At 64.1% G+C, this 25,268-nt stretch carries 29 protein-coding genes, 1 tRNA gene and 1 pseudogene; 12 read left to right on the forward strand and 19 right to left on the reverse strand.

The features are described 5' to 3' along the window. Positions 1-402: 402 nt before the first annotated feature. The 16 genes from RDW26_RS01715 to rlmD form a co-directional block, all read right to left on the reverse strand. Positions 403-1,113: a TIGR03936 family radical SAM-associated protein gene (locus RDW26_RS01715; RefSeq protein ID WP_294398588.1), complete on the reverse strand. Its 711-nt coding sequence runs from the start codon at positions 1,111-1,113 to the stop codon at positions 403-405. A 1-nt stretch (position 1,114) separates the two neighbouring features. Then, complete coding sequence (locus tag RDW26_RS01720; RefSeq protein WP_307982261.1) at positions 1,115-3,103, reverse strand: TIGR03960 family B12-binding radical SAM protein; 1,989 nt, start codon at positions 3,101-3,103, stop codon at positions 1,115-1,117. A gap of 22 nt (positions 3,104-3,125) precedes the next feature. Next, a complete protein-coding gene (locus tag RDW26_RS01725; RefSeq protein WP_307982262.1) occupies positions 3,126-4,250 on the reverse strand; it encodes a hypothetical protein in 1,125 nt (374 codons plus the stop codon). Between the two features lie 15 nt (positions 4,251-4,265). Next, a complete protein-coding gene (locus tag RDW26_RS01730) occupies positions 4,266-5,465 on the reverse strand; it encodes an FtsW/RodA/SpoVE family cell cycle protein (protein ID WP_307982263.1) in 1,200 nt (399 codons plus the stop codon). Between the two features lie 15 nt (positions 5,466-5,480). Further along, on the reverse strand, positions 5,481-7,646 hold the full coding sequence (gene mrdA, locus RDW26_RS01735) for a penicillin-binding protein 2 (protein ID WP_294166598.1): 2,166 nt from the start codon (positions 7,644-7,646) through the stop codon (positions 5,481-5,483). 9 nt (positions 7,647-7,655) lie between these two features. Beyond that, a complete protein-coding gene (gene mreD / locus RDW26_RS01740; RefSeq protein WP_118350207.1) occupies positions 7,656-8,180 on the reverse strand; it encodes a rod shape-determining protein MreD in 525 nt (174 codons plus the stop codon). Between the two features lie 2 nt (positions 8,181-8,182). Then, positions 8,183-9,187: a rod shape-determining protein MreC gene (gene mreC / locus RDW26_RS01745; RefSeq protein WP_307982264.1), complete on the reverse strand. Its 1,005-nt coding sequence runs from the start codon at positions 9,185-9,187 to the stop codon at positions 8,183-8,185. A 15-nt stretch (positions 9,188-9,202) separates the two neighbouring features. Next, on the reverse strand, positions 9,203-10,249 hold the full coding sequence (locus tag RDW26_RS01750) for a rod shape-determining protein (protein WP_374047757.1): 1,047 nt from the start codon (positions 10,247-10,249) through the stop codon (positions 9,203-9,205). 295 nt (positions 10,250-10,544) lie between these two features. Further along, positions 10,545-11,840 carry a Ni/Fe hydrogenase subunit alpha gene (locus RDW26_RS01755; protein ID WP_307982265.1) on the reverse strand — a complete coding sequence of 432 codons (1,296 nt, stop codon included), beginning with the start codon at positions 11,838-11,840 and terminating at the stop codon, positions 10,545-10,547. Positions 11,841-11,853: 13 nt separating this feature from the next. Further along, positions 11,854-12,636 carry an NADH:ubiquinone oxidoreductase gene (locus RDW26_RS01760; protein WP_307982266.1) on the reverse strand — a complete coding sequence of 261 codons (783 nt, stop codon included), beginning with the start codon at positions 12,634-12,636 and terminating at the stop codon, positions 11,854-11,856. 15 nt (positions 12,637-12,651) lie between these two features. Further along, positions 12,652-13,563, reverse strand: coding sequence for an FAD/NAD(P)-binding protein (locus tag RDW26_RS01765; protein ID WP_042434614.1), 912 nt, complete (start codon positions 13,561-13,563; stop codon positions 12,652-12,654). Next, positions 13,553-14,590: a 4Fe-4S dicluster domain-containing protein gene (locus RDW26_RS01770; RefSeq protein ID WP_307982267.1), complete on the reverse strand. Its 1,038-nt coding sequence runs from the start codon at positions 14,588-14,590 to the stop codon at positions 13,553-13,555. The genes RDW26_RS01765 and RDW26_RS01770 overlap by 11 nt, the downstream gene beginning before the upstream one ends. Positions 14,591-14,796: 206 nt before the next feature. After that, positions 14,797-15,201, reverse strand: coding sequence for a nucleoside-diphosphate kinase (ndk, locus tag RDW26_RS01775; protein WP_042434618.1), 405 nt, complete (start codon positions 15,199-15,201; stop codon positions 14,797-14,799). Positions 15,202-15,343: 142 nt separating this feature from the next. Next, complete coding sequence (locus RDW26_RS01780; RefSeq protein ID WP_307982268.1) at positions 15,344-16,732, reverse strand: tetratricopeptide repeat protein; 1,389 nt, start codon at positions 16,730-16,732, stop codon at positions 15,344-15,346. 48 nt (positions 16,733-16,780) lie between these two features. Continuing rightward, positions 16,781-17,314 carry a peptidylprolyl isomerase gene (locus RDW26_RS01785; protein WP_042434623.1) on the reverse strand — a complete coding sequence of 178 codons (534 nt, stop codon included), beginning with the start codon at positions 17,312-17,314 and terminating at the stop codon, positions 16,781-16,783. Positions 17,315-17,643: 329 nt separating this feature from the next. Continuing rightward, entirely contained in the window at positions 17,644-18,984 is a 1,341-nt protein-coding gene (rlmD, locus tag RDW26_RS01790) for a 23S rRNA (uracil(1939)-C(5))-methyltransferase RlmD (protein ID WP_307982269.1), read from the reverse strand. A 61-nt stretch (positions 18,985-19,045) separates the two neighbouring features. On the opposite strand from rlmD, the gene RDW26_RS01795 reads away from it, so the two are divergent. Together RDW26_RS01795 and RDW26_RS01800 are read left to right on the forward strand one after the other, a co-directional pair. After that, a tRNA-Arg gene (locus RDW26_RS01795) sits at positions 19,046-19,122 on the forward strand. A 21-nt stretch (positions 19,123-19,143) separates the two neighbouring features. Continuing rightward, on the forward strand, positions 19,144-19,452 hold the full coding sequence (locus RDW26_RS01800; protein ID WP_307982270.1) for a hypothetical protein: 309 nt from the start codon (positions 19,144-19,146) through the stop codon (positions 19,450-19,452). A gap of 168 nt (positions 19,453-19,620) precedes the next feature. Here RDW26_RS01800 and RDW26_RS09100 read toward each other — a convergent pair. From RDW26_RS09100 to RDW26_RS01815, 3 genes and pseudogenes are all read right to left on the reverse strand, one after another. Further along, positions 19,621-20,526, reverse strand: a pseudogene (locus RDW26_RS09100) (recombinase family protein); the annotation flags it as partial. Continuing rightward, positions 20,513-21,016 carry a hypothetical protein gene (locus RDW26_RS01810; RefSeq protein WP_307982272.1) on the reverse strand — a complete coding sequence of 168 codons (504 nt, stop codon included), beginning with the start codon at positions 21,014-21,016 and terminating at the stop codon, positions 20,513-20,515. The gene RDW26_RS01810 and the pseudogene RDW26_RS09100, both read right to left, overlap by 14 nt. A gap of 2 nt (positions 21,017-21,018) precedes the next feature. Further along, entirely contained in the window at positions 21,019-21,231 is a 213-nt protein-coding gene (locus RDW26_RS01815; RefSeq protein WP_307982273.1) for a helix-turn-helix transcriptional regulator, read from the reverse strand. 107 nt (positions 21,232-21,338) lie between these two features. On the opposite strand from RDW26_RS01815, the gene RDW26_RS01820 reads away from it, so the two are divergent. From RDW26_RS01820 to RDW26_RS01865, 10 genes are all read left to right on the forward strand, one after another. Beyond that, entirely contained in the window at positions 21,339-21,542 is a 204-nt protein-coding gene (locus RDW26_RS01820; protein WP_307982274.1) for a helix-turn-helix transcriptional regulator, read from the forward strand. Then, a complete protein-coding gene (locus RDW26_RS01825) occupies positions 21,542-21,673 on the forward strand; it encodes a hypothetical protein (RefSeq protein ID WP_307982275.1) in 132 nt (43 codons plus the stop codon). Before RDW26_RS01820 ends, RDW26_RS01825 begins: the two co-directional genes overlap by 1 nt. A 227-nt stretch (positions 21,674-21,900) precedes the next feature. Then, complete coding sequence (locus tag RDW26_RS01830) at positions 21,901-22,032, forward strand: hypothetical protein (protein WP_278541272.1); 132 nt, start codon at positions 21,901-21,903, stop codon at positions 22,030-22,032. 47 nt (positions 22,033-22,079) lie between these two features. Continuing rightward, complete coding sequence (locus RDW26_RS01835; RefSeq protein WP_307982276.1) at positions 22,080-22,364, forward strand: hypothetical protein; 285 nt, start codon at positions 22,080-22,082, stop codon at positions 22,362-22,364. After that, positions 22,357-22,692: a hypothetical protein gene (locus RDW26_RS01840; RefSeq protein WP_294418362.1), complete on the forward strand. Its 336-nt coding sequence runs from the start codon at positions 22,357-22,359 to the stop codon at positions 22,690-22,692. The genes RDW26_RS01835 and RDW26_RS01840 overlap by 8 nt, the downstream gene beginning before the upstream one ends. Further along, positions 22,689-23,150: a RusA family crossover junction endodeoxyribonuclease gene (locus RDW26_RS01845; RefSeq protein ID WP_307982277.1), complete on the forward strand. Its 462-nt coding sequence runs from the start codon at positions 22,689-22,691 to the stop codon at positions 23,148-23,150. Before RDW26_RS01840 ends, RDW26_RS01845 begins: the two co-directional genes overlap by 4 nt. After that, complete coding sequence (locus RDW26_RS01850; protein ID WP_307982278.1) at positions 23,147-23,482, forward strand: hypothetical protein; 336 nt, start codon at positions 23,147-23,149, stop codon at positions 23,480-23,482. The genes RDW26_RS01845 and RDW26_RS01850 overlap by 4 nt, the downstream gene beginning before the upstream one ends. Before the next feature lie 2 nt (positions 23,483-23,484). Next, positions 23,485-23,691: a hypothetical protein gene (locus tag RDW26_RS01855; RefSeq protein WP_307982279.1), complete on the forward strand. Its 207-nt coding sequence runs from the start codon at positions 23,485-23,487 to the stop codon at positions 23,689-23,691. Beyond that, complete coding sequence (locus RDW26_RS01860) at positions 23,684-24,691, forward strand: DUF1351 domain-containing protein (RefSeq protein WP_307982280.1); 1,008 nt, start codon at positions 23,684-23,686, stop codon at positions 24,689-24,691. The genes RDW26_RS01855 and RDW26_RS01860 overlap by 8 nt, the downstream gene beginning before the upstream one ends. Positions 24,692-24,700: 9 nt before the next feature. Further along, positions 24,701-25,267 carry an ERF family protein gene (locus RDW26_RS01865; protein ID WP_138378170.1) on the forward strand — a complete coding sequence of 189 codons (567 nt, stop codon included), beginning with the start codon at positions 24,701-24,703 and terminating at the stop codon, positions 25,265-25,267. Position 25,268: the final 1 nt, after the last annotated feature.

The following is a 25,268-nucleotide window of genomic DNA, read 5'->3' on the forward strand; positions in this document are numbered from 1 at the left end:
TCGCGACCTCCGACGTGACAGGCCGGCGCTCTAACCAACTGAGCTAACACCCCGTTCAGCTGCGAGAAAGTACAATACAGCAGTTAGCGATTCGATGCAAGTACTATTTTCAAAAAATTGGCAGTCCGGCGGTTTTCAACCCGGAACGACACGTCATGACGGATTCGTGCCCGCGTAGAGAAACCGAACTTAGGCAGAAAATCGAACAGCCTCCCGGCGACCGCCCTATCAGCAGCTATCCTAGCGCCATCGATCAACCTCCCAGCGACTGCCCTAGCATCGACCGCCCTAGCATCGACGCCGTGCCCGACCCCAATCATGGCAATACGCGCAAGAGCGCCTCCCATCCCGCAATGCACAAGAAATGGGAGGCGACTCAAGGGCGTTCGTCGTTTATTCAGCCTATTTCGCCCGCTGATCGATGCGCGTCATGGACAGCACGCGTAGCGGCTGTCCATCGGCAGGCGGCTCGATGGACTGCGTCCAAGCGTTGTCCACCAGAAACGCCAGCGGAACCTCCTGCTCCTGGCCATCGGGCGCGTTAGCCTGATCAAGGCATGCGGCCAGCAGCTTGTCGGGACGAAGGCTGCCCGTAGGCTTCTGCTCCAAGGTGAACGTCAGCGACGCCCCCTCGAGGAGCATCTCCCCCACCAGGAAGTCGGCCACGTCGAGCACCTTCTCCTTCTTCTTGCGGATGATGTGCACCTGCGCGGGCACCGGCAGCTGCGCCGGCGCGGCCGACAGCAGCGCACGATACGTGCTCAGCGGGAACGCCGCCGAAGCCGCAGGCGCCTTCGGCTCGATGTAGACGCATTCCTTCACCATAAGGTCGGGAACGCTCTCCTTCTGCAGGGCGAGCAGCGCCTCCTCGGGACGAACATAGCGCAGGAGCTGCAGATCGACCATCTCGTGCGTGCCGCCCACGCCCACGGGCAGCGCGGCGCCGAACGCGATCTTCATATGCGGGCTGAAGCCCTGCGACACGGCGAACGGAAGCTGGGCGCGACGTACGGCGCGCTCGATGGCGCGCGCCACCTCAAGGTGCGACAGCAAAGCCAGGCGACCCTGCTTGGCGAACGTGATGCGCATGCGGAACGTCTGCTGCTCGGCCATGCTACTCCCCTTCCTCGGCGGTTTGCGGACCGGCGGCGGGCTGTCCGCTTGCGGCCTGCTCGGCGGCTACGGCCGCAGCCGCACCCTCTTCGCCAGCCTGCTGCGGGCGAGCGTTCGACCCGCCGGCGATGCGCGGCTGCGCCAGCTGGTTGTCGATGCCCAGGCCCGGGCATGCGCCGCATGCGGCGCAGCGCTCGAAGGTGCAGTCCGGCGTGGTCTTCTCCGCAGCGGCCTTCTTGCGCTCATGCGCCAAAAAGCGCGTGGACACGCCCGTGGAGATATGCTCCCAAGGCATGACGTAGCTGGTGTCGTAGGACGTCTGCGCGACAGCGGCAGGGTCAAGACCCACCTCGACGGCGGCATCGCGCCACGCCTGCTCGCTGAAGTGCTCGGTCCATGCGTCGAAGCGCGCGCCGTGACGCCACGCGGATTCCACCCAGGCGGCGGCAGCGCGCCCGCCGCGGCTCATGACGGCTTCGACGAAGCTGGTGGACGGGTCATGCCAGTGCACGTCGATGGCGCGGTACTTCACGCTGCGGCGAAGGAGGGACACGCGGCGCAGGGCCTCTTCCGGGGCGATCTGGCCGTCCCACTGGAACGGCGTCTGAGCCTTCGGCACGAACAGCGCGCACGACACCGACATGCGGATGTTGCCGCGCTGCTCGACCGGCACGGCCTTCTTCGCCCTATCGTAGGCGCGCTGCACCAGGCTGGCGATGCCCTTGATGTCGTCATCGGTCTCGGTGGGCAGGCCGATCATGAAGTACAGCTTGCAGCGGCGCCAACCGGCGCCGAAAGCCGCGTCCACAGCGCCGAACAGGTCGTCTTCGGTCACCTGCTTGTTGATGACGTCGCGCAAACGCTGCGTACCCGCCTCGGGGGCGAACGTCAGGCCGCCCTTCTTCTGGCCGGCCACCAAGCCCGCCATATCCACGCCGAAGCTGTCAAGGCGCTGGGAAGGCACGGAGATGCGCACGCCCTTGCCCTGGAACTGCTTGTTCAGGCGCGTGAGGACATCGGCGATCTGCGAGTGGTCGGTGGAGGACAGCGAGGTCAGGCTGACCTCGTCATAGCCGGTTTGCGCCAGGCCGCACACCACCGAGTTCACGATGTTGTCGGCAGAGCGCTCACGCACCGGGCGGTACATCATGCCCGCCTGGCAGAACCGGCAGCCGCGGGCGCACCCGCGCAGCACCTCCACGTTCAAACGATCCTGCACCACCTCGGTGAACGGCACGATGCACGGCTCCCAGCCCGGGCTTTCCGCGAACCCCTCGAACACGCGCTTCCGGATGTGCGTGGGAAGGCCCTCCTCGACCGGCTCGATCCAGCTGCCGGCCTGCTGCGCCTGCTCCTCCTCGCGCCAGCGATACAGGCTGGGCACGTAGAAGCCGTCCATGCGCGCGATGGCGCGCAGGATGTCGGCACGGCACGCCCCTTCTGCGCGCAGGCGGCGGATAGCCTGCAGGCACTCGGGCAGCGCCTCCTCGCCCTCGCCGATGCTGAAGATGTCGAAGAACGGCGCATAGGGCTCGGGGTTGAACGAGCACGGGCCGCCGCCGATGACGAACAGGTCGTCCTCGCCGCGGTCCTGCGCGTGCAGCGGGATGCCCGCCAGGTCAAGCGCCTCGAGCACGTTCGTAGCCACCAACTCATGGGACAGCGTGACGCCGAGCGCATCGAACTCGGCCACAGGCGCGCAGCTTTCGATGGAGAACAGCGGCAAGCCCTCGGCTCGCATGGTGTCGCAGAACTCCGCCGCCGGCAGGAAGGCGCGCTCGGCCACCATGCCGTCCACGGCGTTCACCACGTTCACCAGGATGCGCAGGGCCTGATTGGCCTGCCCAAGCTCGTAGGTATCCGGATACATCATGCAGAAGCGGAAGTCCGCCTCGGGTTTGTACACGCAGCCGAACTCATGGTTCAGGTAGCGCGCCGGTCTTTCGGCGCTCGCAAGCAGCGGCTCGAGCCGCGGCCACAGATCTGTCACTGTTACCCCCTCGGAAACAAGATTAGCGTCGGGAAATGCGGGCGCGCAGACTCGCAGCGGCATCGGTTGCCTTTTGGCGAACGGCTTCCACGGCAGCCGCGCCGTTGTCGGCGGCAGCGCCTGCAGCCTGCTTCGCGGCAGCGGCGATCACCTTATCGCGCGCGGCCGAAACGTACTCGGCGAACTTCGCCACCGTCGGCCCGCCTTCGTAGAACTCCACGGCGGCACGGCCCATGGCAAGCGTGCCCGAATAGCCAACCGCAGCCTTCACGGCCCATCCGAGCACCGGCACGGCAGCGGCAAGCTGGCGCGCGACCGCGCGGCATGCGAACGCGCCGCCCACCAGGGCGGCAAGCTCGCGCACGCGCCCGGCGTCGATGGACTGCCCATAGGCCGCGGCGATTTGAAGCAGCATCTTGGCCTGGTTGAGCGTCATCACGGGAAGGTCGGCGCCCGGAATGAGGAACAGCAGCCCCACGCCGGCGTTCTGCACGGACGTGGCGTTGACCGTTTCCAAGGCCAGCGGACGACGAACGAACGGGAAGGCCTGCGCGAACGCCAGGCGCTTGGCACGGCACGCCGCGCACACCCATTGGCCCATGCGCGCATCGAGCGTGGCCCGCGCGTCGTCAATGAGCTCGATGGGCTCGTAGATGCCCACATCGCCGTTTTCCGGCGGCTTGGGCGCGCCCCACGAGGCCGTGATAGCCGGCCCCTGACCCGCTGCCGTGGACACGTGCTCGTACACCTTCGCCGTGAGCTTGGGCGCCACGATGTCCGCCTCGGGAATGGCGCAACCAGCCGCCTTGGCGATAGCCCCCACCAGCTGCGGGAGCGTAGTGACCACCATGGCGGGCACCCCGGCCTTGCGGCAAGCGCGGGCATAGGTGCCCACGTTCTCGTTAAGACCCGCCACGATGCAGGCCATGTCGTCTTCGGAGCTGGGCGCGAACTCGCGTCCGTCCAGGTAGATGAGCGAAACGCGCGCCGTGTCGGAAGCGCTGGCGAACGCCTGGCGCACATGCGCGGCAACATCGCCCGGCGCCGTTTCGTCCACATAGACGCTTACCGAAAGCGGCGTGGCGCGGGCGGCCTCGACGTTGACGGCCTCTTCCAACAGCGCGCCGATATCAACAGGAAGCTGCATAGGGCATCCTTTCGCTTAATGCTGCTTGAGCGTCGCGTTGTGGGACCAAACCGAGCCGATCATGCCCAGCATGAAGAAGTTCACCACCATAAACGACGATCCGTAGCTCATGAACGGCAACGGGATGCCCGTGATGGGCATCAGGCCGCAGTCCATGCCGATGTTCTCCAAGATCTGGAACAACCACATACCCACGACGCACATCACGATGACCATGCCGAACAGGTCGCCGGAGCTGCGGGCTATGCGGAAGCTTATCAAAACCAGCGCGGCGTACAAACCGAGCAGCACGAGCGCGCCCAAAAATCCCAGCTCCTCGGCAAGCACGCAGAAGATGAAGTCGGTGGGCGCCTCGGGAAGAAGGCCTAGCGAATGTTGCGTGCCCTGGAACAGGCCCTTGCCGAACAGGCCGCCCGAGCCGATGGCGACCTTCGCCTGCTGCAGGTTGTAGCCTTCATCGGTAGTTGCCGTGCCGGACTGGTCCATGAATACCAACAAGCGGTTGCGCTGGTACTGTTTGAGCAGCTTGTACTCGCCCGTGGAGGATTTGATGACCTCGTCTATGGCGAACACCGCCACGACAGCGGCCACGAACAATCCAAGCGTTATCAGCAGGCATTTCGAGTTAGCGCCGCCCATGACCAGGGCGAACGCCGCAATGCACAGATACACCAGGCCGGTGCCCAGGTCGGGCTGCGTCATGATGCACGCAAACGGCACCATCATGATGCCCAAAGCCTTCACATACTCGCGCGGATCGTCCAAGTTGCCGCCGTAGCGCGCCATGACCGCGGCATCCATGAGGATGACGGTGATCTTGGCGAACTCGCCGGGCTGGATCTGCATGCCCAGCTTGATCCAACTTTTCGCGCCCATGCCGGCATCGGTGCCGAGCCCCGGTATGTGCGGCGACATGATGAGCACCACGTTGATGATAAGGAACAGCGTGGTGTAATCCGACAAGCGCCGGTAATCGAACCGCCACACCAAGATCATGAACACAAGGCCCACGGCAACGCCGCCAAGCTGGCGGCTGTACTGGTAATCGCCGTCAGCGCGGACGGCGGAATACACGATGATCAAGCCGTATCCCACCAGCAACGTGATCACGATGGCAAGCGGCAGGTGCAGCCACGGGAAACGGCGCGGCTTGGATGCAGCTGATGCCGCCGCGTTGGGGCGGCGAAGCGAATCGATTTGCGGTAACTGCGCCATAGCGCCTCCTTCCCGTTAGTCCGAACGTCCGCTCGACGTGCCCTTACCGGCGCCGGCTTCCGACTTGCCCGAGGAGCCCGCGATATCGCCGACCTCCCCATCCGAGGCGTTGGTCGACGAAAGCGCCGCGGCCATGACCTGCGCGCCGATCGGCGCCGCTACCGATGAACCGCCGCCGCCGTGCTCGACGACGCAGGCGAGCACGTACTTCGGGTCGTCATAGGGGGCATAGCAGGCGAACCAAGCCGTGTCCTCCATATCAGTGTATTCGGCCGTACCGGTTTTACACGCAACCGTATCCGGGTCGATACCTTGATCGTTGAACAGCTTGGCGATCTCCTCGTTGTCGGTGGTCACGCCGCGAAGCGCATTGCGCACCACGGCAAGGTCGGCCATGGAGACGTCAGGCGTGTCCAGAACCTGCGGCTGATACGTAAGCGCCACATCGCCGCCGGCGTTGCGCACCTCTTTGAGCAGATGCGGCTTGACGATGTTGCCAGACGCGATGGCGCCGTAGGCTACCGCGATCTCCATGGGCGTGACCAGCACGTAGCCCTGGCCGATGCACATGTTCGTATAGTCGCCGCCCTTCCACTGGGCATCCTCGGGAGTGTCGCGGAAATACTCCTGCTTCCATTCGGGCGTGGGAATGCGACCCGAGGTTTCGCCGTTAAGGTCGATGCCGGTGGTTTGATCCAAGCGGTAGCGTTTCAGGAAATCCTGCAGCAACGTTGCCGACTTGCCCTTGTTCGCAGCAGCGTCCCAGAACTTGTAGCCGATGTCGTAATACACGGTATCGCACGAGTTCACGATGCCGCCGCGGAAATCGAGCGTGCCATGGCCCTGCTTCTTCCAGCACTTCTGAACATCGCCCGAGCCGAAACCGTCCCAGCTGCCGGTGCAGTCCCAGGTCTCGGTTGCCGTGGCCATGCCGTTTTCAAGCGCCGCCAAGCCGGTGAACGTCTTGTACGTGGATGCTGCCGGATAGGTGCCCTGGATGGCGCGGTTGAGCAGCGGGCTGAACGCGGCCGAGGATTGCAGCAGGTCCAGCTCGTCTTGCGTGATGCCGCCCACGAACGTGGTGGGCGTGAACGTGGGATAGCTGGAAAGCGCCACAATGCTTCCATCGGTGACATCCATGACCACCACCGCGCCGCCCGTGCCCTTGCCCGAGCCGATAGCGCCGCCATCGGGGCAGATCATATCGGCAAGCGCCTTGTCGGCCACATACTGCACGTGCGATTTCAGGGTGGTGTGCACATCAGAGCCTTTGACGGGCTGCGTTTCGCTAACCACTTCCACCACGTTGCCCTGCGCGTCCGCCATGACCTTGCGCTCGCCATGATCGCCGGCAAGCAGATTGTCATACATCTGCTCGATGCCGCTGCGACCCACCGAGTCTCCCAGCTCAAGGTCGCGGCCCTCGGCCACGCTTGCGATGTCGTCGCTGGTCACGCTGCCGGTATAGCCCACCGCATGCGCCGCAAGGGCGCCATGGGGGTAATCGCGCACCGTGCGTGTTTGCACGGTGATGCCCGGAAACGCATCGGCGTGCTCGGCGATGAAGGCGACGTTTCGCATGCTGGCATCGCTTGCCACCACGCGCTGGCTTTGCGCGCCGCTCGTCGCATCGGCGATGCGCTTGCGCACGATGCCGCTCGGTACGCCCAGCACCGTGGACAGACGGGCGACGACATCGTGATCGTTTGCGACGTCGGGCTCGGCAAGCACCGTCAGCGACGTGCGGTTCTTCACGATGACGTTGCCGTCGGCATCCAGGATGTAGCCGCGCGGCGCGGGAGTGTACACCGTGGTGTACTGGTTGTCCTCGGACTCCTTTTTGAAGGAGGCTCCGGAAAGCACCTGCATGCTCCACAGCTTCGTGGCGAGCGTGCCGAAGATCAGGCCGGCCACAACGCCCATGGCGGTGAAGCGGCTTTTCAGGTTATCGCCGGGGTTTGCCACCGGCTGCGCAGGCGTTCCTCCGCGGGCGACGCCGCCTGCCGGCACACGATGCGAATCGGGAAGCGAGCTGCTCACGCCCACCGATTGGATGGAGCGAACGTCGCGCTTGACGCTGACGTTCTCGGTTTTCCGGCTGCGAAGCACCGCATAGACCGCCACCAAGATAGCGGCGACCACCAAAAGGGCCACGAAGCCGGCTACGATAGCTGCGAACATGCGCGCCCCCTATCGCAGTTTCGGCGTGCGCAGACCGCGGTCCTGGGCGCCGCCGGCAAGCAGCCGCGCCATGACGAAGTAGACCACCAGGCCCACGGCGCAGTCGTACAGCGCGCACGGAAGGGCGCGGGTGAACAGCGCCTCCAGAGGGTTGGCGGCAAGCCCGCATGCCATGAGCAGCATGCCGTAGCAAAGCTCGGCCAAAAGCGCGCAGGCCGTGAAGATGGCCAGCGGCATGAACAGCGTGTCGTTATCCACCAGCGAGAACACGCGGGAAGCCAAGAAGCACGCGATGACCAGCAGAAGCGCCATGCCGCCCACCGGGCCCGTGCCCGTAAGGTCGTACAGAAGGCCCATGGCAAACGGCAGCACCGGGCCCGCCTCCGTGGGGATGACGATGGCCACGACCAGCGCATAGGCCAGCAGGAAGTTCGGCTGCGCCGAGAACAGCGCCACGGCCGGAGCCAGCGCGATCTGCAGCACGAACGCCACGATAGCGCCCACCACCAGCACCAGGTTGTTCTTCTCGCCCATGGCTAGCGCCCCCCTTCGTTGGATGAATTGCCGTTGCCGGAGTTACTGGAACCGCTCGAGCTCGACGAGGAGCTGCTCGAACTTCCCGTATTGGATCCGCTGGAGCTATTGGGGCCGCTTGTGGAAGTCGAGCTGCTGGAGGCTGTGGAATCCGAATCGTCGTCATCGGATGCGCCCACGCTGGAAACCACCAGCACGTCCTCGAGCGTGTCGATGGAATCGTTCGGGGAGACCACGATGCGTCGGCTGGTATCGCCCTGCTGGGCGTCCACCTTCACCACCGTGCCGATGATGAGGCCGCGCGCGTAGCTACCGCCCAGACCCGAGGTGACGATGACGTCGCCGACGTTGACCTCGGCATCGGCATCCAGGTCCTCAAGATACAGAAGGCCGATCAGGCTGCCACGCAGGATGCCCTCGGCGCGGCTGGACTGAACCATGGCCGCGGCGCCGGATTGCGGGTCGGTGAGCAAGCGCACCGTCGCGGTGCTTCCGCTGGCCGATACCACCTGGCCCACCACGCCGGAGGTCCCGATAACCGTTTGACCGGTCGAAATGCCCTCGTTGGCGCCCTTGTTGATGATGACCGTCTGACTCCATGCCTCGGAGCTTCGGCCGATGACGCGCGCACCCGTGCCCTCGATCTGGTAGTTATCCTTCAAATCGAGCAGCTTCTGCAAGCGCTGCGCTTCCTGCTTATATTCTTCCATCTGGGCATATTGCTGCTCAAGCTGGCTGTTGTACTCGCGCAAGCCCGTCAAGGTGTTCTGGTCGGCCGTGATGTTCTCCATGGTGTCGCCCACCGTGGAGGTTGCGGCCTCCACCGAGCCGCCCACGATGCGCAGCGGGCTGACGGCGCCCGACACCGCCGACTGCAGCGTGTGCAGCGGGCCGGCCGAACCTTCGCGACCGTAAGCCGTGACCATGATGATGCTGGCCGCAATCAAGCCTATAAGCAGCGCTCGGCGCATAAGCGCCGAGCTTTGTTGTTGAAAATTAAGAGCCATAACGTTGAGGCTGTCCTATTTCGATCGCATGAGCGTCTGCTTGAGCGCCTGCGGGGTTTCGAGAACCTTCAGGCAGCCCATGACCACGTTCGTCAAAGCCGTCTCGCTCACCCACACGGGAATCTCCAGCTTATCGGTAAGGTAGCGGTCCAAGCCGGAAAGCAGGCCGCCGCCGCCGGTGAGCAGGATGCCGTTCTGGATGATGTCCGATGCCAGGTCGGGGTTGGTCTTCTTGAACGTCTCCTTGATGTGCACCACCATCTCCTCGCACGGGGCGATGAGCGCCTGGCGCACATCCTCGGACTGGATGGTGACTTCCTTGGGCTGCTCGGTGATGACGTCCTGGCCGGAGATGATCATGTCGCGCTCGCGGCCGTCTTCAAACGGCAGGATGGAGCCGATCTTGATCTTGATGATCTCGGCGGTGCGCTCGCCGATCTTGATGCCCAGAAGGTCGCGCAGGTGCATGGCGATGGCCTCGTCCATACGGTTGCCGGCCAAGCGCAGGCTGGAGGACGTGACGATGCCGCCCAGGGAGATGACGGCCACCTCGGTGGTGCCACCGCCGATGTCGACGACCATGGAGCCGGTAGGCTCGGTGACGGGCAGGTCGGCGCCCATGGCAGCGGCCATAGGCTCCTCGATCAGGTACGCCTGGCGGGCACCCGCCTGCACGGCAGCCTCGAACACGGCGCGCTTCTCAACGGAGGTGGCGCCGCAAGGGATGCAGATGACGATGCGGGGCTTGGCCTGCCACGGATACTTGCGCGGCGCAGCCTTGTTGATGAACGCGCTGATCATAGCCTCGGTGACGTCGTAATCGGCCACCACGCCGTCATGCAGCGGGTGCTCGGCCGAGAACGCATCGGGCGTATGGTTGATCATGTTCTTCGCCTCGTGGCCGACGGCCAAGACGCGATGGGTGCTTTTCTCGATTGCGACGACGGAAGGCTCGTTGACGACGATGCCTTCGCCGGGAATGGCGACCAGGGTATTCGCGGTGCCGAGGTCGATGGCCATGTCGCACGACATCTGGCCAGTAAGACCCGAGAAGAAATCCAAGAATGACATGTAGGCAAACCCCTTGTGCTACGTTTCTAGTGAAACCAGATTCTATCACAGGCAATTTTACCCGGTTTCCCAGCGCATGGAAATCCATCAGGGGTACGCATTAGGGATGACGAAGGGAGCCCCTGCTTTACGTCGAGCATCAAGGCCAAGCCGACAAGCACCGAGCAAACCGTACACAGCGCATCGCAAGCCGCTTCACCATTGCGCCAACAGAGCGCACCCGACCAGCCCCATCAAGAAGCGGCCCGCATTCCGCGGGCCGCCTTCGTTCGCATTATTCGGTTCTCTAGTGCACGCTGCAGCTGAAGCAGGGGTCGTAGGCTCGCACGAGCTTCTCGACCTCGGCGCGCACCTCCGGCGCCTCCGCGCCGTCGGCGATGAGCTTCTCGGCCAGCACGCGCATATCGGCCTCCAGGTTCGCGCAGTTCTGCGCCGTGGGGGTCATGATGGTGGCGTGCACCACGCGGCCGGCATCGTCCAGTTCGAGCTGATGGAACACCGTGCCTCGCGGCGCCTCGGTGAAGCCCGTGCCCACGCCTGCGCGCACGTCGAACGGCACCGGGGCGCTGCCGCCCTCGAACGGACCGTCGGGCTCGGCAAGCTTGCGGCACAGGTCGGCGCAGCGTCCCAGCGCGTCGAGCACCTCCACTGCTTGGGCGACGTTGTTCAGGAACGGATTGCGCTCGGGCGGACGCAGGCCTGCCTTTGCCGCCGCCACCTTCGCCTCCTGCGAAAGCGCGCCCCACGATGCGTTGATGCGCGCCAGCGCGCCCGTGAAGTAGGTCTTCCCGGTCTGCCTGCAGCGGGCGAACAGCGCCGCGGAATGCGACACCTCGTACTCCTCGACCTGCTCGCAGGCCCTATCGGCGTCGAACGTGACGCCTGCGTCCAAGAAGCGCGCCCAACGGCTGTCGGCCACCGGGTAGCGGCCCTCGGCCACCATGGCCATCATGTCGCCCTGGGTGGCGATATCGGGAACGGCGAAGCCGTTGAACAGGTCGACCACCGCACGGGCGAACTCGCGCTCGGCTTCCAGCTTGTCGGCCATAGCCAGGTACTCGTCGCGCGACGGCTCGTGGGTGAAGCCGCCCACCACCGCGGTGATCGGGTGGATGGAGCGCCCGCCCACCAGGTTGCACAGCTGGTTGCCCAACGACTTCAGGCCCAGCGCCTGGTCGAACAGCTCGGGGTTGGCCTTGGCCAGCGGGAACACGCTTGCCATGTCCAAAAAGTCGGGCGCGGCGAACACGAATAGGTGCGACGCATGGTTTTGCAGGTAGCTGCCGTACACCAGAAGCTCGCGCAGGGCGCGCGTGCGGTCGGTGACCTCCACGCCGACGATGCGCTCGATGGCCAGGATGTCGGTGATCACGTGGCTTGCCGAGCAGATGCCGCACACGCGGCTGGCGATATACGGCACGTCGGCGAACTTGCGGCCCACCACCATGGACTCGAACAGGCGTGCCGGCTCCACCACGTTCATCTCGCACGTTTCCACCGCACCGTCCTTGATGGACAGATGCACGTTGCCATGGCCCTCAACGCGGGCGATATGGTCTACCGAAATGGCGGTCCTCGTCATATCGATTCGTCTCCTATTCGCGCGCCGACTGCCCGCGTTCAACCTGGTTGAACAGCGCCAGCGCCTCGTCGAAATCGTCCGGGTCCACGCCCGCGCGTTCGCACGCGGCGCGCGCGGCGTCAAGGTTGGCGTCGGGGGAAAGCCCGCGGCAGCCGTTGCACGCCCGCCCAAGGTTCACGCACTTCGCGCCGCAGCCGGCAACCGTCACCAAGCCCAGGCACAGCTGGCCTTGGTCGAAGAAGCAGTCGGTGCCGTTGCGCTTGCACTGCCCGCACATGGTGCCCGTGCGGTCGAACTTGTTCGAGCCGTACAGCGCGCGCTGCAACACGTCGATGAAGTCCATGGTGTCGATCGGGCAGCAGCGCACCGTGTGGTCGACGTCGATGACCGCGCCGACCGGGCGCGGCACCACCATGGAGCCGCATGCCGCCGGCACGTCCTGGTACACCTGGCTCGGACGCTTGAAGAAGTTGCGCGCCGCGATGCCGGGGATGCCGGCAGTGGCGGCGCAAGAGCCCAAGGCGATGATGCACTTGGCGCGCTCGCGCAGCTTGCGCACCGTGGCCTCGGCTTCCTCGGTGGTCACGGCGCCCTCGATGACGGCCACGTCGAACTCCTCCGGCATGGGCTCGCTCGAAGCCAGCTGCCAGTAACGCAGGTCGATCTGGCCGAGCACATCGGTCAGGTGCTCCTCGACGTTGGTGATCTGGAGCTGGCAGCCGAAGCAGCTGGCAAGCCCGACCACCACAACGCGCGGAAGGTCGCGCGCCTGGCGCTCGTCGTTTGCGCATCCCATGTTCGTGCCTCCCATCTACATCGACCCCTGGATGTTCTTCGCTTCCCAATAGTTGAACACGGGCCCGTCGATGCAGCAGTACTGGTGCCCGATCTGGCAGTGGCCGCACTTGCCCATGCCGCACTTCATGTGGCGCTCGAAGCTCATGTAGATATGGTCGTAGCTGATGCCCTTCTTGCGCATCTCGGCGACCACGAAGCGGTACATCACCGGCGGGCCGCACACCGCGCCGAAGGTGTTCGCCGGGCTGATCTCAAGATGCTCGAAGGGCTTGGTGACCAGGCCCACTTCGCCATCCCACGTGTCGTCGGGGTTGTCGACGGTCAGGTACAGGTCGAAGTCCTTGCGATGACGCCACATCTCGAACTGGTTGCGAAACATGACCTCAGAGGGGTTCTTCGAACCGTAGATGATGGTGACCTTGCCGAAGTCGCTGCGCTCGTCGTGGATGTTGTTGATAAGGCTGCGAAGCGGCGCGATGCCCAGGCCGCCTGCCACCAGCAGGATGTCGTGGCCCTTCATCTCCTCGAACGGGAAGCCGCGGCCGAAGGGCCCGCGGATGCCCACGATGTCGCCGCACTGCATCTTGTGCAGCGCCTCGGTGAAACGACCGGCGCGACGCACGCACAGCTCGATGAAGCCGCGCTTGGAGGGGCTTGACGAGATGGAGATGGGAGCCTCGCCCACGCCGAAGATGGTCAGCTCGACGAACTGGCCCGGCTCATGGCGGAACGCCTCGCGGATGCGCTCGTCGATCAGGCGGAACTCGAACAGCTTCTCGGTTGCCGTTAACTCGGTGATGGATGTGATGCGCGCCGGCCACGGGCGATACGGGTTAGCGGCCATGAGCTCCTGCCCCGTCATGGCAGCCGGCTCATCGTGGTACGGCGATACGACCACGGGGTTGAAATCGGTGTTAGCAGGCACCTTCGGCCCCCTTCTTCTCGAAGAACTCCAGCACGCGAATGGGGTTGATGTCGGCCTTGCACGCCTTCACGCAGCGTCCGCAGCCCACGCACAACATGCGGTCGTAGGTTGCCAAAAAGCCATTGAGCTTGTGATACATGCGATGACGCACGCGCTCGCGACCCGTGGGGCGGAAGTTGTGGCCGCCGGCCACCACGGCGAACTGCGGCGAAGTGCACGCATCCCAGATACGCTGACGCTCGCCGGTTTGGCCGTCGGGGTCGAGCACGTCCTGGATGTCGAAGCAGAAGCACGTCGGGCACACGGCGGCACAGGCGTTGCAGGCCAGGCACTTGCTGCCCAGCTCCTCCCAAAACGGATCGGAGTGAAACGCGTCCATGAGCATGGCCACGTCCTGAATCTCGGGGATCTCGGGATTGAATGCAGCCTGACGCGCACGCGTGGCGTGGCGGAACTCGATACGGTCCTCGTTGGTGGCATCGCGCAGGTCGACCGCGGACTCGAGGATGTTGGCGGCCTCGACGCTGGAGATGCTGACCAAGAACTTATCGCCCAGGCGATGAAGGAACAGATCATAGCCGAAACGCGCCTCGTCGGCATCCCACAGGTTGCAGAAGCAATCGGAGTCGGGGCTGCACGACACGCCCACGATCAACGTGGCGGCGCGGCGGGCCTTGTAGTACGGATCGGGATAACGCCCGTCGCGGAACACCAGGTCCAGACGGTTGATGGCGTTGATGTCGCACGCATGGGCGCCGAAGATCACGCGCGGGACCACTTCCTCCTGAAAATCGGCCACCTCGTTGGTGGCGGCGTTGTAACGCATAAGCGTTTCGGTGGGAGGAAGGAAGTAGCGCTTCGGCGATGCGAGCGTGGTGTCGTAGGCCAGGTCCATCTCGTCAGGCGAGCTGATGGCCTCGAACGAAAAGTGCGCACCGCGCTTCACGGGGGCCACGACCTCGTAGCCGTCCATGAATGCCGACACCAATGCGGGTAGCTCCGCGGCGTCGAAAACTCGATAGAGCATGTTTCATCCGTTTCTCGTCTTACGGCATTGCGGGCTCCGATGACGCAAGCACCCGCATGGTGCTTGCAAGCGGCACGGCCACCCCCTTAAGGCAGCGCACCGATGGCAACACGCGTGAACAGTATTCCAGCATCCCGCCTAATCAAAAAGCCCTTTGCCCGCTTGAGCGGGCAAAGGGCTTCCAAAGTTGCAGGATGCCGTTCGGCTTATGCGAAGAAGATGCCGATCTCGCGCTCAGCGGACTCCGGGGAGTCGGAGCCGTGAATAACATTCTCGTCCATAATCAGACCGAAATCGCCGCGAATCGTGCCGGGGGCAGCTTCAGCCGGATTAGTGGCGCCCATGAGGGTGCGCACCTTGGCGACGGCGCCCTCGCCGGAGATGACCATCTTCACGACCGGGCCGGAGGTGATGTAGGAGATGAGGCCGTCGTAGAACGGCTTGCCCTCGTGCTCGGCGTAGTTGGCCTTGGCCTGGTCAAGCGTCACCATGCCCAGCTCCATGCGCTCGACGGTCAGGCCGGCGCGCTCGAAGCGGTTGACGATCTCGCCGATGTGGCCGTTGCGCACACCGTCGGGCTTGATCATGCTGTAGGTCTTCTGGATAGCCATGATTGGTACCTTTCTTCTTATCTCTTATCCCAAGCGCCCGTTTCCACGGGCGCAGGTTACCTTGGTTGCGGCTTCGAAGCTTGACTGCGCATTGAGCCGTTTGAGACATGCCCGGACGCGAAGCCCGCAGCTCGTCGAGCCGTTAGTTCTGGCTGGGGAAATACAGCTCCACGTTGCTGACCTTCCAACCGATGAGGTCGCGCACCATGGACAGCTTGTACTGCATCTGCCCGCCTTGTTCGGTCTCGGCGGACACGTACACGGTGGAATCGGTCATGGACTTCTCCACGGCGTTGATGGTGGGTGCGGAATCCTTCACCAGCGAGTTGGTCATGGAAGCGGCGGACGTTTCGCTTACCTCGGCGGAATACAGCGCAGAGGCGTTATCCGGGTTGGCGAACAGCTGCGTTGCCACGCTGTCCTGGCTGGGGTAGCCCCAACCCTGCGTGTACATGAACAGCGCGCCGCCGAAGGCCGCCACCACGAGCAGGATGATGACCACGAAGATCTTCAGGCCCACGTTGCGGCGCTTGCGATCGCGCTTGGCAACGCCCTTGGACCACTGCTCCAACTCCTCGTCGGAGGCGCTGAAGAAGCGATCGTCGCCCGCTGCCGCGCCGTACTGGCCGGCATCGGCGGCGTAGGGGTCGCCGTAATAGTACGGATCGGCCTGCTGGGCCGCGTAGGGGTCCTGTTCGGCGTACATGGCGGAGCCGTCGGCTGCCACATCGATGCCGGAAAGGTCCGCCGAATCGGAGGGCGCTGCGCCGCCGGGAACCAAAACCGGGGCCATGACCTGGGTGATCTCGGACGTGCCCTGGGCGACGGCCGCCACCGCGCGCTGGTAATCGACGCTTGCGGAGTCGGACAGGAAATACGTCTTGTCGGCGATGGACTCCTCGAAGGCGTTGACGGCCTTCTGCATCTGGCCGGTTGCGACGTAGGCCTGGCCGAGGTTGGCGTACAGGCGGTTGCGCATCTCGGGCTGCATGTCGAACTGCAGGGCACTTTCATAGGACGACACCGCATCGGCGGCACGATTGAGTGCCATGAAGCACACGCCCAGGTTCAGCAGGGCCTTGGTGGGGTCGGGGTTGGCCTCGTCAAGGGCGGCGTTGCGGAATGCCACGCCGGCCTCGGCGGTCTTGCCCATCTTCAGAAGCGCGTTGCCCATGCCCGTGTAGGCCTTGTAGGCGGAATCGTACTTCGCATTGGAAGCTGCCGCCTCGAAGTTGGCCACGGCGTCCTCGTAGTCGTGCAGGGCGGCGTAGGCCATGCCCAGGTTGTAATGCACGCCGCCTCGGGCGTCGTAGGCCTCGTCGGCCACGGCCTGACCGTATGCCTGGATGGCCTCGTTGGGCTGCTTGAGCTTCACCAGGCAGTTGCCCATCTGGTGGTACAGCTGACCCATCTCGCCGGGGGCAAGGGGGTTGGCCTCGTCCTGCAAGCACTGCTGGTAGGTCTCCAAGGCGCCTTGGAAGTCCTTCTGCGCATACGCTGCGCGGGCTTGCTGGAATAACTGGTTGTTCATCTGGATCCTTCGCTATCTTGTACGCTTCGAAATGCTGCGTCTAGCAGGTTATTCGGCGGCGTTCTCGATCTCGATGCCCTCGATCACATCGCCGACGCGAAGCTGGGCGATGACGTCCATGCCCTCGATGGTCTGGCCGAACACGGTGTAGCCGCTGTCCAGCATGGGCTGGGCGCCCAAGCACAGGTAGAACTGCGAACCCGCGGAATCGGGGTTCTGGCTGCGGGCCATGGCCAGCGCGCCGTCGGCGTGGTGGTTGTTGGGGTTGGTGGAGTACTCCTCCTTGATGCAGTAGCCCGGGCCGCCGGTGCCGAGGCCGGCGAAGGGGTTGCCGGCGGCGGCGATGACCTGATCGGTATCAAGGTCGCGCGTGTTGGGGCAGCCGCCCTGGATGACGAAGCCCGGCACGTAGCGGTGGAACTTCAGGTTGTCGTAGAAGCCCTTGGTGGCAAGCTCGACGAAGTTGCCGACGTGGATGGGGGCGTCCTTGCCCGCCAGCTGCACGCGGATGTCGCCCTTGGAGGTTTTGATGACGGCGATCTCATCGCCGGTGGGCTGATACGCGGGAGTGTACAAAGCCATGGGACTTCTCCTTTTCTCAAGCCGGCCCCGACGTTTGCCGGAGGCCTTCGCGAAAACGCCCGCGCAGAAGGCGGGCGTTGCTTTAAACGAATCTCGTGACATGTAGTTTAGCAGCTTGGGGCCGACCGCGGCGAAACCTGAAAACGCCTGCGGGGAAAAACCGTAGAACGCACAAACGGGGCCTGGGTGCCGGCAAGCGGCTCGGAGGCGCCGCGCGGACGCCCCGCCGGCGCGCACAAACGCGGCGCTGCAGCGCCGTGCGTGCATTCCTGCCCGGCCCACGCAAACCCGGGCCCTGCGAACGCCGAACCGCACGAACGCACCGATGCCTAGCCGCGCACGAAGCAGCTGACCAACTCCACATGATAGGTTTGCGGGAACAGATCGACGGGCTGCACGCGCTCCAGGCGGTAACCCACATCCTCGAAGCGACGCACGTCGCGCGCCCAGGTGGCAGGGTTGCAGCTGACGTAGACCACGCGCCCTGGGCGGGCGGCGGCGATATCGGCCGGCACGCCGTCGGCAAGGCCCGCGCGCGGCGGGTCCACCACCAGCGCGTCAAGGCCGCCCAGCTCAGGCAGCTCGCGAGCAGCGTCGCCGCCGATGACGTCGATGTCGACGTAGTTCTCGTCGGCGTTGCGGCGCAGGTCGCGAACCGAGGACGCCGCGGACTCGACGGCGATCACGTCGGCGCCGGCGCGCGCCATGGCCACGCCGAAGGTACCGCAGCCCGCGTACAGGTCGGCGACGAGCAGCCCGTCGAGGCCCTCGGGGCCGTCCTCCCCCACGCTTCCGCCGAGCATGCGGATGGCCTGTTCCATGAGCTTTTCGGCCTGCGCGGTGTTCACCTGGAAAAACGACGGCGCATGCGCCACATAGCGCGCGCCGAGCAGCTGCTCTTGCCAGCAGCCCTTGCCGTCGAGCACCTCAAGGCCCTTGATCTTACGCGCCTTGCCCGGGTCGGCGATGACGCGCACCACGCTCGTGGCCTTGAGCGAGCTTTTCAGCATCTTGGCGGCCGCCGCGCGCGGGAAGCCCGACGGGCGCGTCCACAGCGCGATCTCGGTCTCGCGCGTTCGCACGCTCGTACGCACGCCCACGCGGAAGATGCCCAGGTCATCGGAGCCTTGCAGATAGCGAAGCGCCCCGCGCAGCGCCTTGGGGGCCTTCGCGATGGCGTCATGGGCCAGCGGGCAGGACAGCGCCTGCATCACATCAGGGCTTCCCTCCTGATGAAAGCCCAGGTTGAACACGCCCTTCGCATCCCATTGCGCGCCCAATTCCAGCTTGTTGCGGTACCCCCACTGGCGCTTGGAGGGCAGGCACGGCGCCACCAGCTCCGCCGCCGCGTCGCCGAAGCCGCCCGTGCGGGCAAGCGCCGCCACCACGTTGGCGCGCTTGGCCTCAAGCTGCGCGTCGTAGGCGATATGCTGCCACGGGGCTGCGCCGCTTGCCGCGGGCTCGGCCCACTTCGGCATCACGCGGCACGCGCCTGGTTGTTCAAGCTTGGCGATGCGGGCGCGTGCGAACGTGGGCTTGTCCTCGACCACCTCCACGCTTGCCACATCGCCCGGGGCGCCGCCTTCCACGAACACGGTCTTGCCGTCGGACAGGTGCCCGACGGCTTCGGCGCCGTAGCCCATGCGCTCGATGGTGATGATTTCGGTCATGTTCACACTCGTTTCTTTTTCGTGCCCATTCGGGCGATAGTAGCGTATAATCGGTGGATACGCCCTAGTAGCTCAGTTGGATAGAGCGTCTGCCTCCGGAGCAGAAGGCCACAGGTTCGAACCCTGCCTAGGGCACCATTTGCATTTTGTACGAACCCGTTGGACGTCAAGTCTGGCGGGTTCGTTGCTTTCCACGTCGTAGTTCAGCGTCACTATGCACTCTTCGTCGCTCACGCTCACCTGGTAGACGAACGCCTTCAGCAGCGTCGCGTCGTCCAGGGCGGAGCCGCATTGCAGGAAGTCGGCCAGCCGCTCGGGGTCTATCTGCTCGTCCCTGATCGCCTCAAGGTCGAGCTTGGCGCGGTCGCGCTGGTGTTCGAGCTCCGCTATGCGCTCCTTCGCACCCGGGGCTATTATGCCCTGCTCGATGGCGTTGAGGATGTTCTTAAGGCCGCGCTCGGCGGCTGAGAGCGATTGGGCGGCCTGCTTGCGCCTCGCCGCCACCTCCGCTCCGTCCGAGCTTTCCGCGACCATGCGGGCTATCCGCAAGGCCTCCTCGCGGTCTTGCAGGAGCGTCCGCAGCGCCTTGACGATCTCACCCTCAAGCTCCTCGCGCCTCACGGGCCTCACGCAGCCGTCATGGCAGCGGTAGTACTCGTATTTCACGTTCTTGCGCCCGCGCCCGCTCACGCCTTGCAGGTTGCGCCCGCAGCCCGCGCAGATCGCCTTGCCGGAAAGGGCGAAGTCGCCCCAGCTCTCCGCGCTGCGCTCCTTGGCCGCGCGTATGCTCTGTGCCTCCATGAACGTCACCTCGTCGATGATCGCGGGCATGCCGCCCTCTTTGACAACGCCGCCCCACTCGTAGCGCCCCGTGTACTTCCGGTTCTTTACCATCCGCTCGACCATCGAGTAGCCGCACGGGTTTCCCTGCGAGGTCTTGACCCCGCGTGCCGCGAAGTCGCGCGCTATAGAGTTGGTGGTCTCCTTTGCTATGCGCCGCTTGAACGCCTCGCGCACGAAAGCGGCCTCGTCCTCGTCGATCACGTACTCGTCGGCCTCGTTGCTGGCGTAGCCGAACACGCGCACGCCGTTGGTCTTGCACTTGAGCGCGTTGCCCTCCATGCCGCGCCTCGTGCGGATCGCGGTCTTCTTCGACTCGCACGCCGCAAGGCCCTCAAGCAGCTTCTCGTAAATGATGCCCTCGGGCGAATCTGGTATCTGCTCAAGCGCCGAGACGAGCTTCACGCCGTGCTGGGCAAGCTCGCGCTTGTATATGGGCGCGTCGTATTCCCCACGGCTGAAGCGATCCATCATGTACACAAGCACTATGTCGCTCTCGCCAGCGTTCGCGACCATGCGCTGGAATTCGGGGCGGTCATCGGTACGCCCGCTTATGGCGTAGTCGCAGTATTCCGCCACGATGGCGTACCTCTCGCGCTGGCACCACTGGCGGCAGATGCGCAGCTGGTCGTCGATGGAGGCCTCGCGCTGCTTGTTGCACGAAAAGCGGGCGTATATCACCGCAGTTCTAGCTGTTGGCATTGAACGGAACCTCCTCACCACTTCTCTCGCACTCGTCAAGCCAAGAGAACACAGCTTCTTGATCTGGAATCATGGCAACAATCTCAGGTATCCCCTGCGCGTACCATCCAACGTTTTTGCACCTAATCTTGACCCGGTATCCCATACGGATCATTTTTCGAATGCTTTTGCTCATTGGGCTAAAAGAGCCAAATGGCTTGCCCCTATACATAAGCGCGTTGTTTCCGTGTTCGGCAGTATTCCATTCTGTTCCCGTCAACTCGCTTACAAGGGTGACAGGCTTCCTAGCGACCTCAGCATCGAATGTCTGCCCGACCCTTATTCCCTTCAATGGCCCGCCGTAGTAGGTGTAGACATCGCGCTCGTGTGAGCCGGATAGAACGATCTCCTTTGTTGGGAACATCTCGGAAACCTTCTCGTGCGCAGTGTTTGAAACTTGATTTATAGCGACCTTCGCAGCGGCTTTAGCCATATCACCAAGAAGTCCCATGCCTATTCCTCCTCGTATGTCATCCGAGCCATCTCTTCAAGGGACACGCCAAGAGCGTCCGCTATCGCCTTAGCTTTACCAAGTGTTGGCTCTTTTGCCCTTCCGCTCAAAAGGGCAGAAACGGTCGATCTAGGGGAACCAATAGCGCGAGCAAGCTCAGCTGGAGTCATTCCCTGTTCCTCTAAGTAATGTGCGAGAACAAACCGGTACTCCATGGCCTCCCCTTACAGTCCAAATATTTACACGTACAAAGTATTGCACGGTGTAAAACTTTGTACAATACTGTAGGAGTACAAAGTTTTGTACGGGAGAAAGGAGAAGCATGAACCTGTCGGAGAAGGTCAACGAGTACGCCGAAACGAATGGTGTTACACGTGACGCGCTGGCAGACAGTCTCGGTATGAGCCGATCTTCGTTCTTTAACAAAGTTCGAGGCTCGTACGAGTTCAGCCTGTCTGAAGCCTACGCGCTATCTCGCATCCTCGGCGTTTCGTTGGACGAGCTGCATGAGCTGGCGGTGGCCTAATGAGCGACGAGAAGCAACAGGAGCAGCGTCAGAAGACGGCCCGCGAAGTTGCCTTTGACGGCATGTGCTCGACGATCCGCCAAGCATATCGCAAGTGGGAACGCCAGCAGAAGGGAGAAGCGAAGGCGTGAAGCAGTGGTCTACACGTGAGCTCAGATACCTCGAAGAGCACGCCGGAGACGGCGCCAAGCAGGTAGCCAAGGACCTCGGGCGCTCCATCGACTCAGTGAAGCATATGGCGCGGAAGTGCGGACTCTCACTCCGCAAGCGCCGCCAATGCTCACACTGCGGCCAATGGACGTTCCGCCCACTGAACAGGATCAGCGGCTGGTGCATCGAGTGCACGAAGGAGCTTCACATGGCAGACCTCGCCGAGCAGGCAAACGCGATGAAGGAGGAGGCGATCAGGGAGAAGAGGAATGACAGGCAGCGCCAGCGCTACTACAGCCAGAAGAGCAGGGCGAAAAAGGCGGCAAAAAAGAGGCCCTAAAAAGCGCCCTAGCAATGACCTGCGAAAACACCGAAAGGAGAACGGAAATGCAGACAAAAAAGAAAGCGAGCGCCCCCAGCTTCCACACATCGGGCACCCGCTACGTAGCCGCCTCGAAAGAGGCTGCATCCATCATACCATTCGAGGGCAAGCGCCCGACGGCGCAGGAGCAGCTTGAGCGCTCCCAGTTCAGGGCGGGCGTCATGGTCGGCTTCCTCGCGGCCCTCATGATCTTCCTCGCCGTGCTCTGGCTCTGGGTCATCCCCACGATGGACCAGGCCGTGGCCGACGCCCAGCGCGCGGTGGGAACCATGGCGGTGCTCAATGCGTAACGACGAGAGATACCGCCCCAAGCCGCAGAGCAACCAGCTTGAGATCTTCGGCCTGGGCATGGCGGGCGAGCAGGACGTGGCCGAGGCCAAGAAGTGGATCGAGGCCAACCCCGAGGCGTGGCGGTTCATGCTCTCCAACGCCCGCCGCCTCAAGGAGAAGGGCTACGTGTCGATCAACTACCTGGTGAACATGGTGCGCAACGAGCTGCACGTCGGCTGCAAGAACGGCATAGCCCCAGCCCTTGCCCGAATCATGGAGGCGCGATACCCGGAGCTGCGCGGAGCATTCAACAAGCACCGCAGCCAGAGCGATGGGTTCAGCGAATGAGCTGGCAGCGCACCCTTGCGGCCACGGCGCACATCACCATGCACCCCGCCCAGCTTGTCGGAAAACAGCGCCCTATGACCGACTACCGCAACCACCGAACCTACACGCCGACCAAGACGCTCAAGGCCGAGAAGGCCATCAAGGACGCGTTCCGCGCGGCATACGGCGAGACCTTCGCCAACCACGACGGCCCGGTTGTGATGCGGATCTCGACCACCAGGCCGCTCGCGAAAAGCAACCCGAAGTACTGGGAGGGCCGCGCCGACCTCGGCAAGCCCGACTGGGACAACCTCGGCAAGCTCGCCTGCGACGCGCTCAACGGGATCGCCTTCAAGGACGACTCGCAGGTCGACATGGGAGCCGTCACCAAACGCCCGAGGTCGCCATACGGCACCAAACCACGCATAGACATCCACATCGAGTACTTCGTCGAGGAGTACGTGAAGGAGAAGAAATGAAGCACTTCGAGAACAACGTGAACGACGGCATGAGCCGCACCGACAGCATCGAGACGCTTATCGACCTCACCAGCTGCATCGCCGTGAACGCCCTCATTGTGGCGGGCGGCGAGGCCGAGGCCAACGAGAAGGACGCGGGCGCTTGGTGGGCCGTGATCGCCCTGGCCGAGGCCGCGCTTGAGGGCTACCCCGAGGACGTGCGCGCCAAGGGCTACCAGGTCGTCAACGAGAACACCAACCGGGAGCTTGTGGAGCAGGCGCGCCGCAAAGAAGCCGAGCAGGCCGTCAAGCACGTCATGAGCATCATCTTCGGCGTGAAGAAGGAGGACTAGCCGTGCCATCCGCAGTGAGCATCCGCGCCTTCTTCAAGCAGGCCACCATCAAGGGCGGCACGGCCACCTTGCAGTTCGAGGTACTTATGGAGGACGCGAACGCCTTCCCCATGATGAGGAAGAACGGCAAGTACGTGATCCTGACCGCCGAGGACACCCAGCAGGCCATGGACTTCGACGACGAGACCGGGGAGGTCTGGGATGAGTAACGAAGCCGAGAACGTTGTGGCCGAGGTCATCGAGGAGCAGGACGCATCGAGCCTGACCGTGGCCTACAAGCCGTCCGTCATCGAGGCGAACTTCGACGCGCTCGAAGCCCACGTGCGCAAGACCGTCGAGGCCTACGATGGCGCGACCTACGACCTCACCAAGAAGGAAAACATTGCAGAGGCCAAGCACGACCGCAGCTACCTCAACGGCCTCAAGAAGGAGATCGACGAGCGCCGCAAGGCCGTGAAGCGCGAGTACAGCAAGCCGCTCGACGCCTTCGAGAAGCGCTGCAAGCAGATCACAGCCATCATCGACGAAGCCGCCGACAACATCAAGGCGCAGCTCGACCAGGCCGAGGAAGAGCGCAAGGCCCGCGCCTACGCCAAGCTGCAGGAGCACTACGAGGAGTTCGCCGGGCTTCTGGCCCCCGTCGTGCCCTATGAGCGCTTCCACGAGCCGCAGTGGCTCAACAAGACCTTCGGCGAGATCAAGGCTTACGAGGCGCTTGAGGCGAAGGTCTCCAAGCTGGCGGGCGACTGGGAAACGCTCAAGTCGCAGTTCGAGGGCGAGCCTTTCTATGCCGAGGCCGAGCGCGAGCTGTTCGCGACCCTCGACCTGGGCGCAGCGCTCACAGCGGCCCGCAAGGCGGCAGAAGAGGCCGCGCGCATTGCCGAGCTGAAAGCCGCCATGGAACCTGAACCAGAGCCGGAGGCCGCGCCCGAACCCGCCGGCAACTGGTATCCGGGCGGAAGCCCCATGCGGGAGATCGGCGACGAGCCTATCGGCCCCGCACCCATTGCCGCACCGGCGCCCGCGCCCGCACCAGTTGCCTCACCGGCGCCCGTGTCGAGTGGCCCCGCAACCCCCTGCGTGATGCTCATCGACTCCGCCACGACCGACCAAATGCAGGCCATCGGGCGCTTCTGCGGGAGCATCGGCGTGAGCGGCGTGTTCAAGCGCGGCACCCTACAGCAGGTCTACGAGCGCACGATCCGTTAGGAGCATCAAATGGCAGACGACAAGCACATGACAATCGACCAGGCGGTGGCGCAGGTTCAGCGCTCCGTGGTCGTGCCGAAGGCGCGGTACAACGCGCACGGCAACTACTACTACCGCTCGATGGAGGACATCGTTGCCGCGCTCAAGGAGCCTTGCCGTGACGCGGGCGTGTTCTTCACCCTCAACGACTCCATCGAGCAGGTGGGCGACCGCTTCTACGTGAAGGCCACCTGCCTCGTGAAGTTCGAGGACGGCACGCCCGGCGAGATCGTCATTTGCGCCTACGCCCGCGAGCCGCTCGCCCAGAAGGGCATGAGCGAGACGCAGCTCACCGGCTCGGCGTCGAGCTACGCGCGCAAGTACGCGCTCTGCGGCATGTTCGACATCGACGGCACGAGCGACCCGGACTCCCTGAACGGCGTGGAAAAGCCCGAGAAGGAGCCGCCCGTGCAGGGGCCGTTCGACGCCAAGTGCAAGGCCTGCGGCACCGCCTACCGCTTCAACAGCCGCGAGCAGTACGAGCAGTTCATCCAGAACCCCGGTTGCTGCGCGACCCCGACGTGGACGGTCTTGTAGG

Origin of the sequence: uncultured Senegalimassilia sp. (genome assembly GCF_902464545.1) — a bacterium.
In the GTDB taxonomy this organism is placed as follows: domain Bacteria; phylum Actinomycetota; class Coriobacteriia; order Coriobacteriales; family Eggerthellaceae; genus Senegalimassilia.

Coding starts and splice junctions, on each gene's coding strand:
- RDW26_RS01850 (WP_307982278.1), top strand. CDS start 23,147: ATGAAGCACTTCGAGAACAACGTGAACGACGGCATGAGCCGCACCGAC.
- RDW26_RS01810 (WP_307982272.1), bottom strand. CDS start 21,016: ATGGGACTTCTTGGTGATATGGCTAAAGCCGCTGCGAAGGTCGCTATA.
- RDW26_RS01865 (WP_138378170.1), top strand. CDS start 24,701: ATGGCAGACGACAAGCACATGACAATCGACCAGGCGGTGGCGCAGGTT.
- RDW26_RS01845 (WP_307982277.1), top strand. CDS start 22,689: ATGAGCTGGCAGCGCACCCTTGCGGCCACGGCGCACATCACCATGCAC.
- RDW26_RS01815 (WP_307982273.1), bottom strand. CDS start 21,231: ATGGAGTACCGGTTTGTTCTCGCACATTACTTAGAGGAACAGGGAATG.
- mrdA (WP_294166598.1), bottom strand. CDS start 7,646: ATGTTCGCAGCTATCGTAGCCGGCTTCGTGGCCCTTTTGGTGGTCGCC.
- RDW26_RS01830 (WP_278541272.1), top strand. CDS start 21,901: ATGGCAGACCTCGCCGAGCAGGCAAACGCGATGAAGGAGGAGGCGATC.
- RDW26_RS01755 (WP_307982265.1), bottom strand. CDS start 11,840: ATGACGAGGACCGCCATTTCGGTAGACCATATCGCCCGCGTTGAGGGC.
- RDW26_RS01760 (WP_307982266.1), bottom strand. CDS start 12,636: ATGGGATGCGCAAACGACGAGCGCCAGGCGCGCGACCTTCCGCGCGTT.
- RDW26_RS01825 (WP_307982275.1), top strand. CDS start 21,542: ATGAGCGACGAGAAGCAACAGGAGCAGCGTCAGAAGACGGCCCGCGAA.
- RDW26_RS01725 (WP_307982262.1), bottom strand. CDS start 4,250: ATGCAGCTTCCTGTTGATATCGGCGCGCTGTTGGAAGAGGCCGTCAAC.
- ndk (WP_042434618.1), bottom strand. CDS start 15,201: ATGGCTATCCAGAAGACCTACAGCATGATCAAGCCCGACGGTGTGCGC.
- RDW26_RS01780 (WP_307982268.1), bottom strand. CDS start 16,732: ATGAACAACCAGTTATTCCAGCAAGCCCGCGCAGCGTATGCGCAGAAG.
- mreC (WP_307982264.1), bottom strand. CDS start 9,187: ATGGCTCTTAATTTTCAACAACAAAGCTCGGCGCTTATGCGCCGAGCG.
- RDW26_RS01860 (WP_307982280.1), top strand. CDS start 23,684: ATGAGTAACGAAGCCGAGAACGTTGTGGCCGAGGTCATCGAGGAGCAG.
- mreD (WP_118350207.1), bottom strand. CDS start 8,180: ATGGGCGAGAAGAACAACCTGGTGCTGGTGGTGGGCGCTATCGTGGCG.
- RDW26_RS01730 (WP_307982263.1), bottom strand. CDS start 5,465: ATGGCGCAGTTACCGCAAATCGATTCGCTTCGCCGCCCCAACGCGGCG.
- RDW26_RS01770 (WP_307982267.1), bottom strand. CDS start 14,590: ATGCTCTATCGAGTTTTCGACGCCGCGGAGCTACCCGCATTGGTGTCG.
- rlmD (WP_307982269.1), bottom strand. CDS start 18,984: ATGACCGAAATCATCACCATCGAGCGCATGGGCTACGGCGCCGAAGCC.
- RDW26_RS01785 (WP_042434623.1), bottom strand. CDS start 17,314: ATGGCTTTGTACACTCCCGCGTATCAGCCCACCGGCGATGAGATCGCC.
- RDW26_RS01820 (WP_307982274.1), top strand. CDS start 21,339: ATGAACCTGTCGGAGAAGGTCAACGAGTACGCCGAAACGAATGGTGTT.
- RDW26_RS01840 (WP_294418362.1), top strand. CDS start 22,357: ATGCGTAACGACGAGAGATACCGCCCCAAGCCGCAGAGCAACCAGCTT.
- RDW26_RS01715 (WP_294398588.1), bottom strand. CDS start 1,113: ATGGCCGAGCAGCAGACGTTCCGCATGCGCATCACGTTCGCCAAGCAG.
- RDW26_RS01835 (WP_307982276.1), top strand. CDS start 22,080: ATGCAGACAAAAAAGAAAGCGAGCGCCCCCAGCTTCCACACATCGGGC.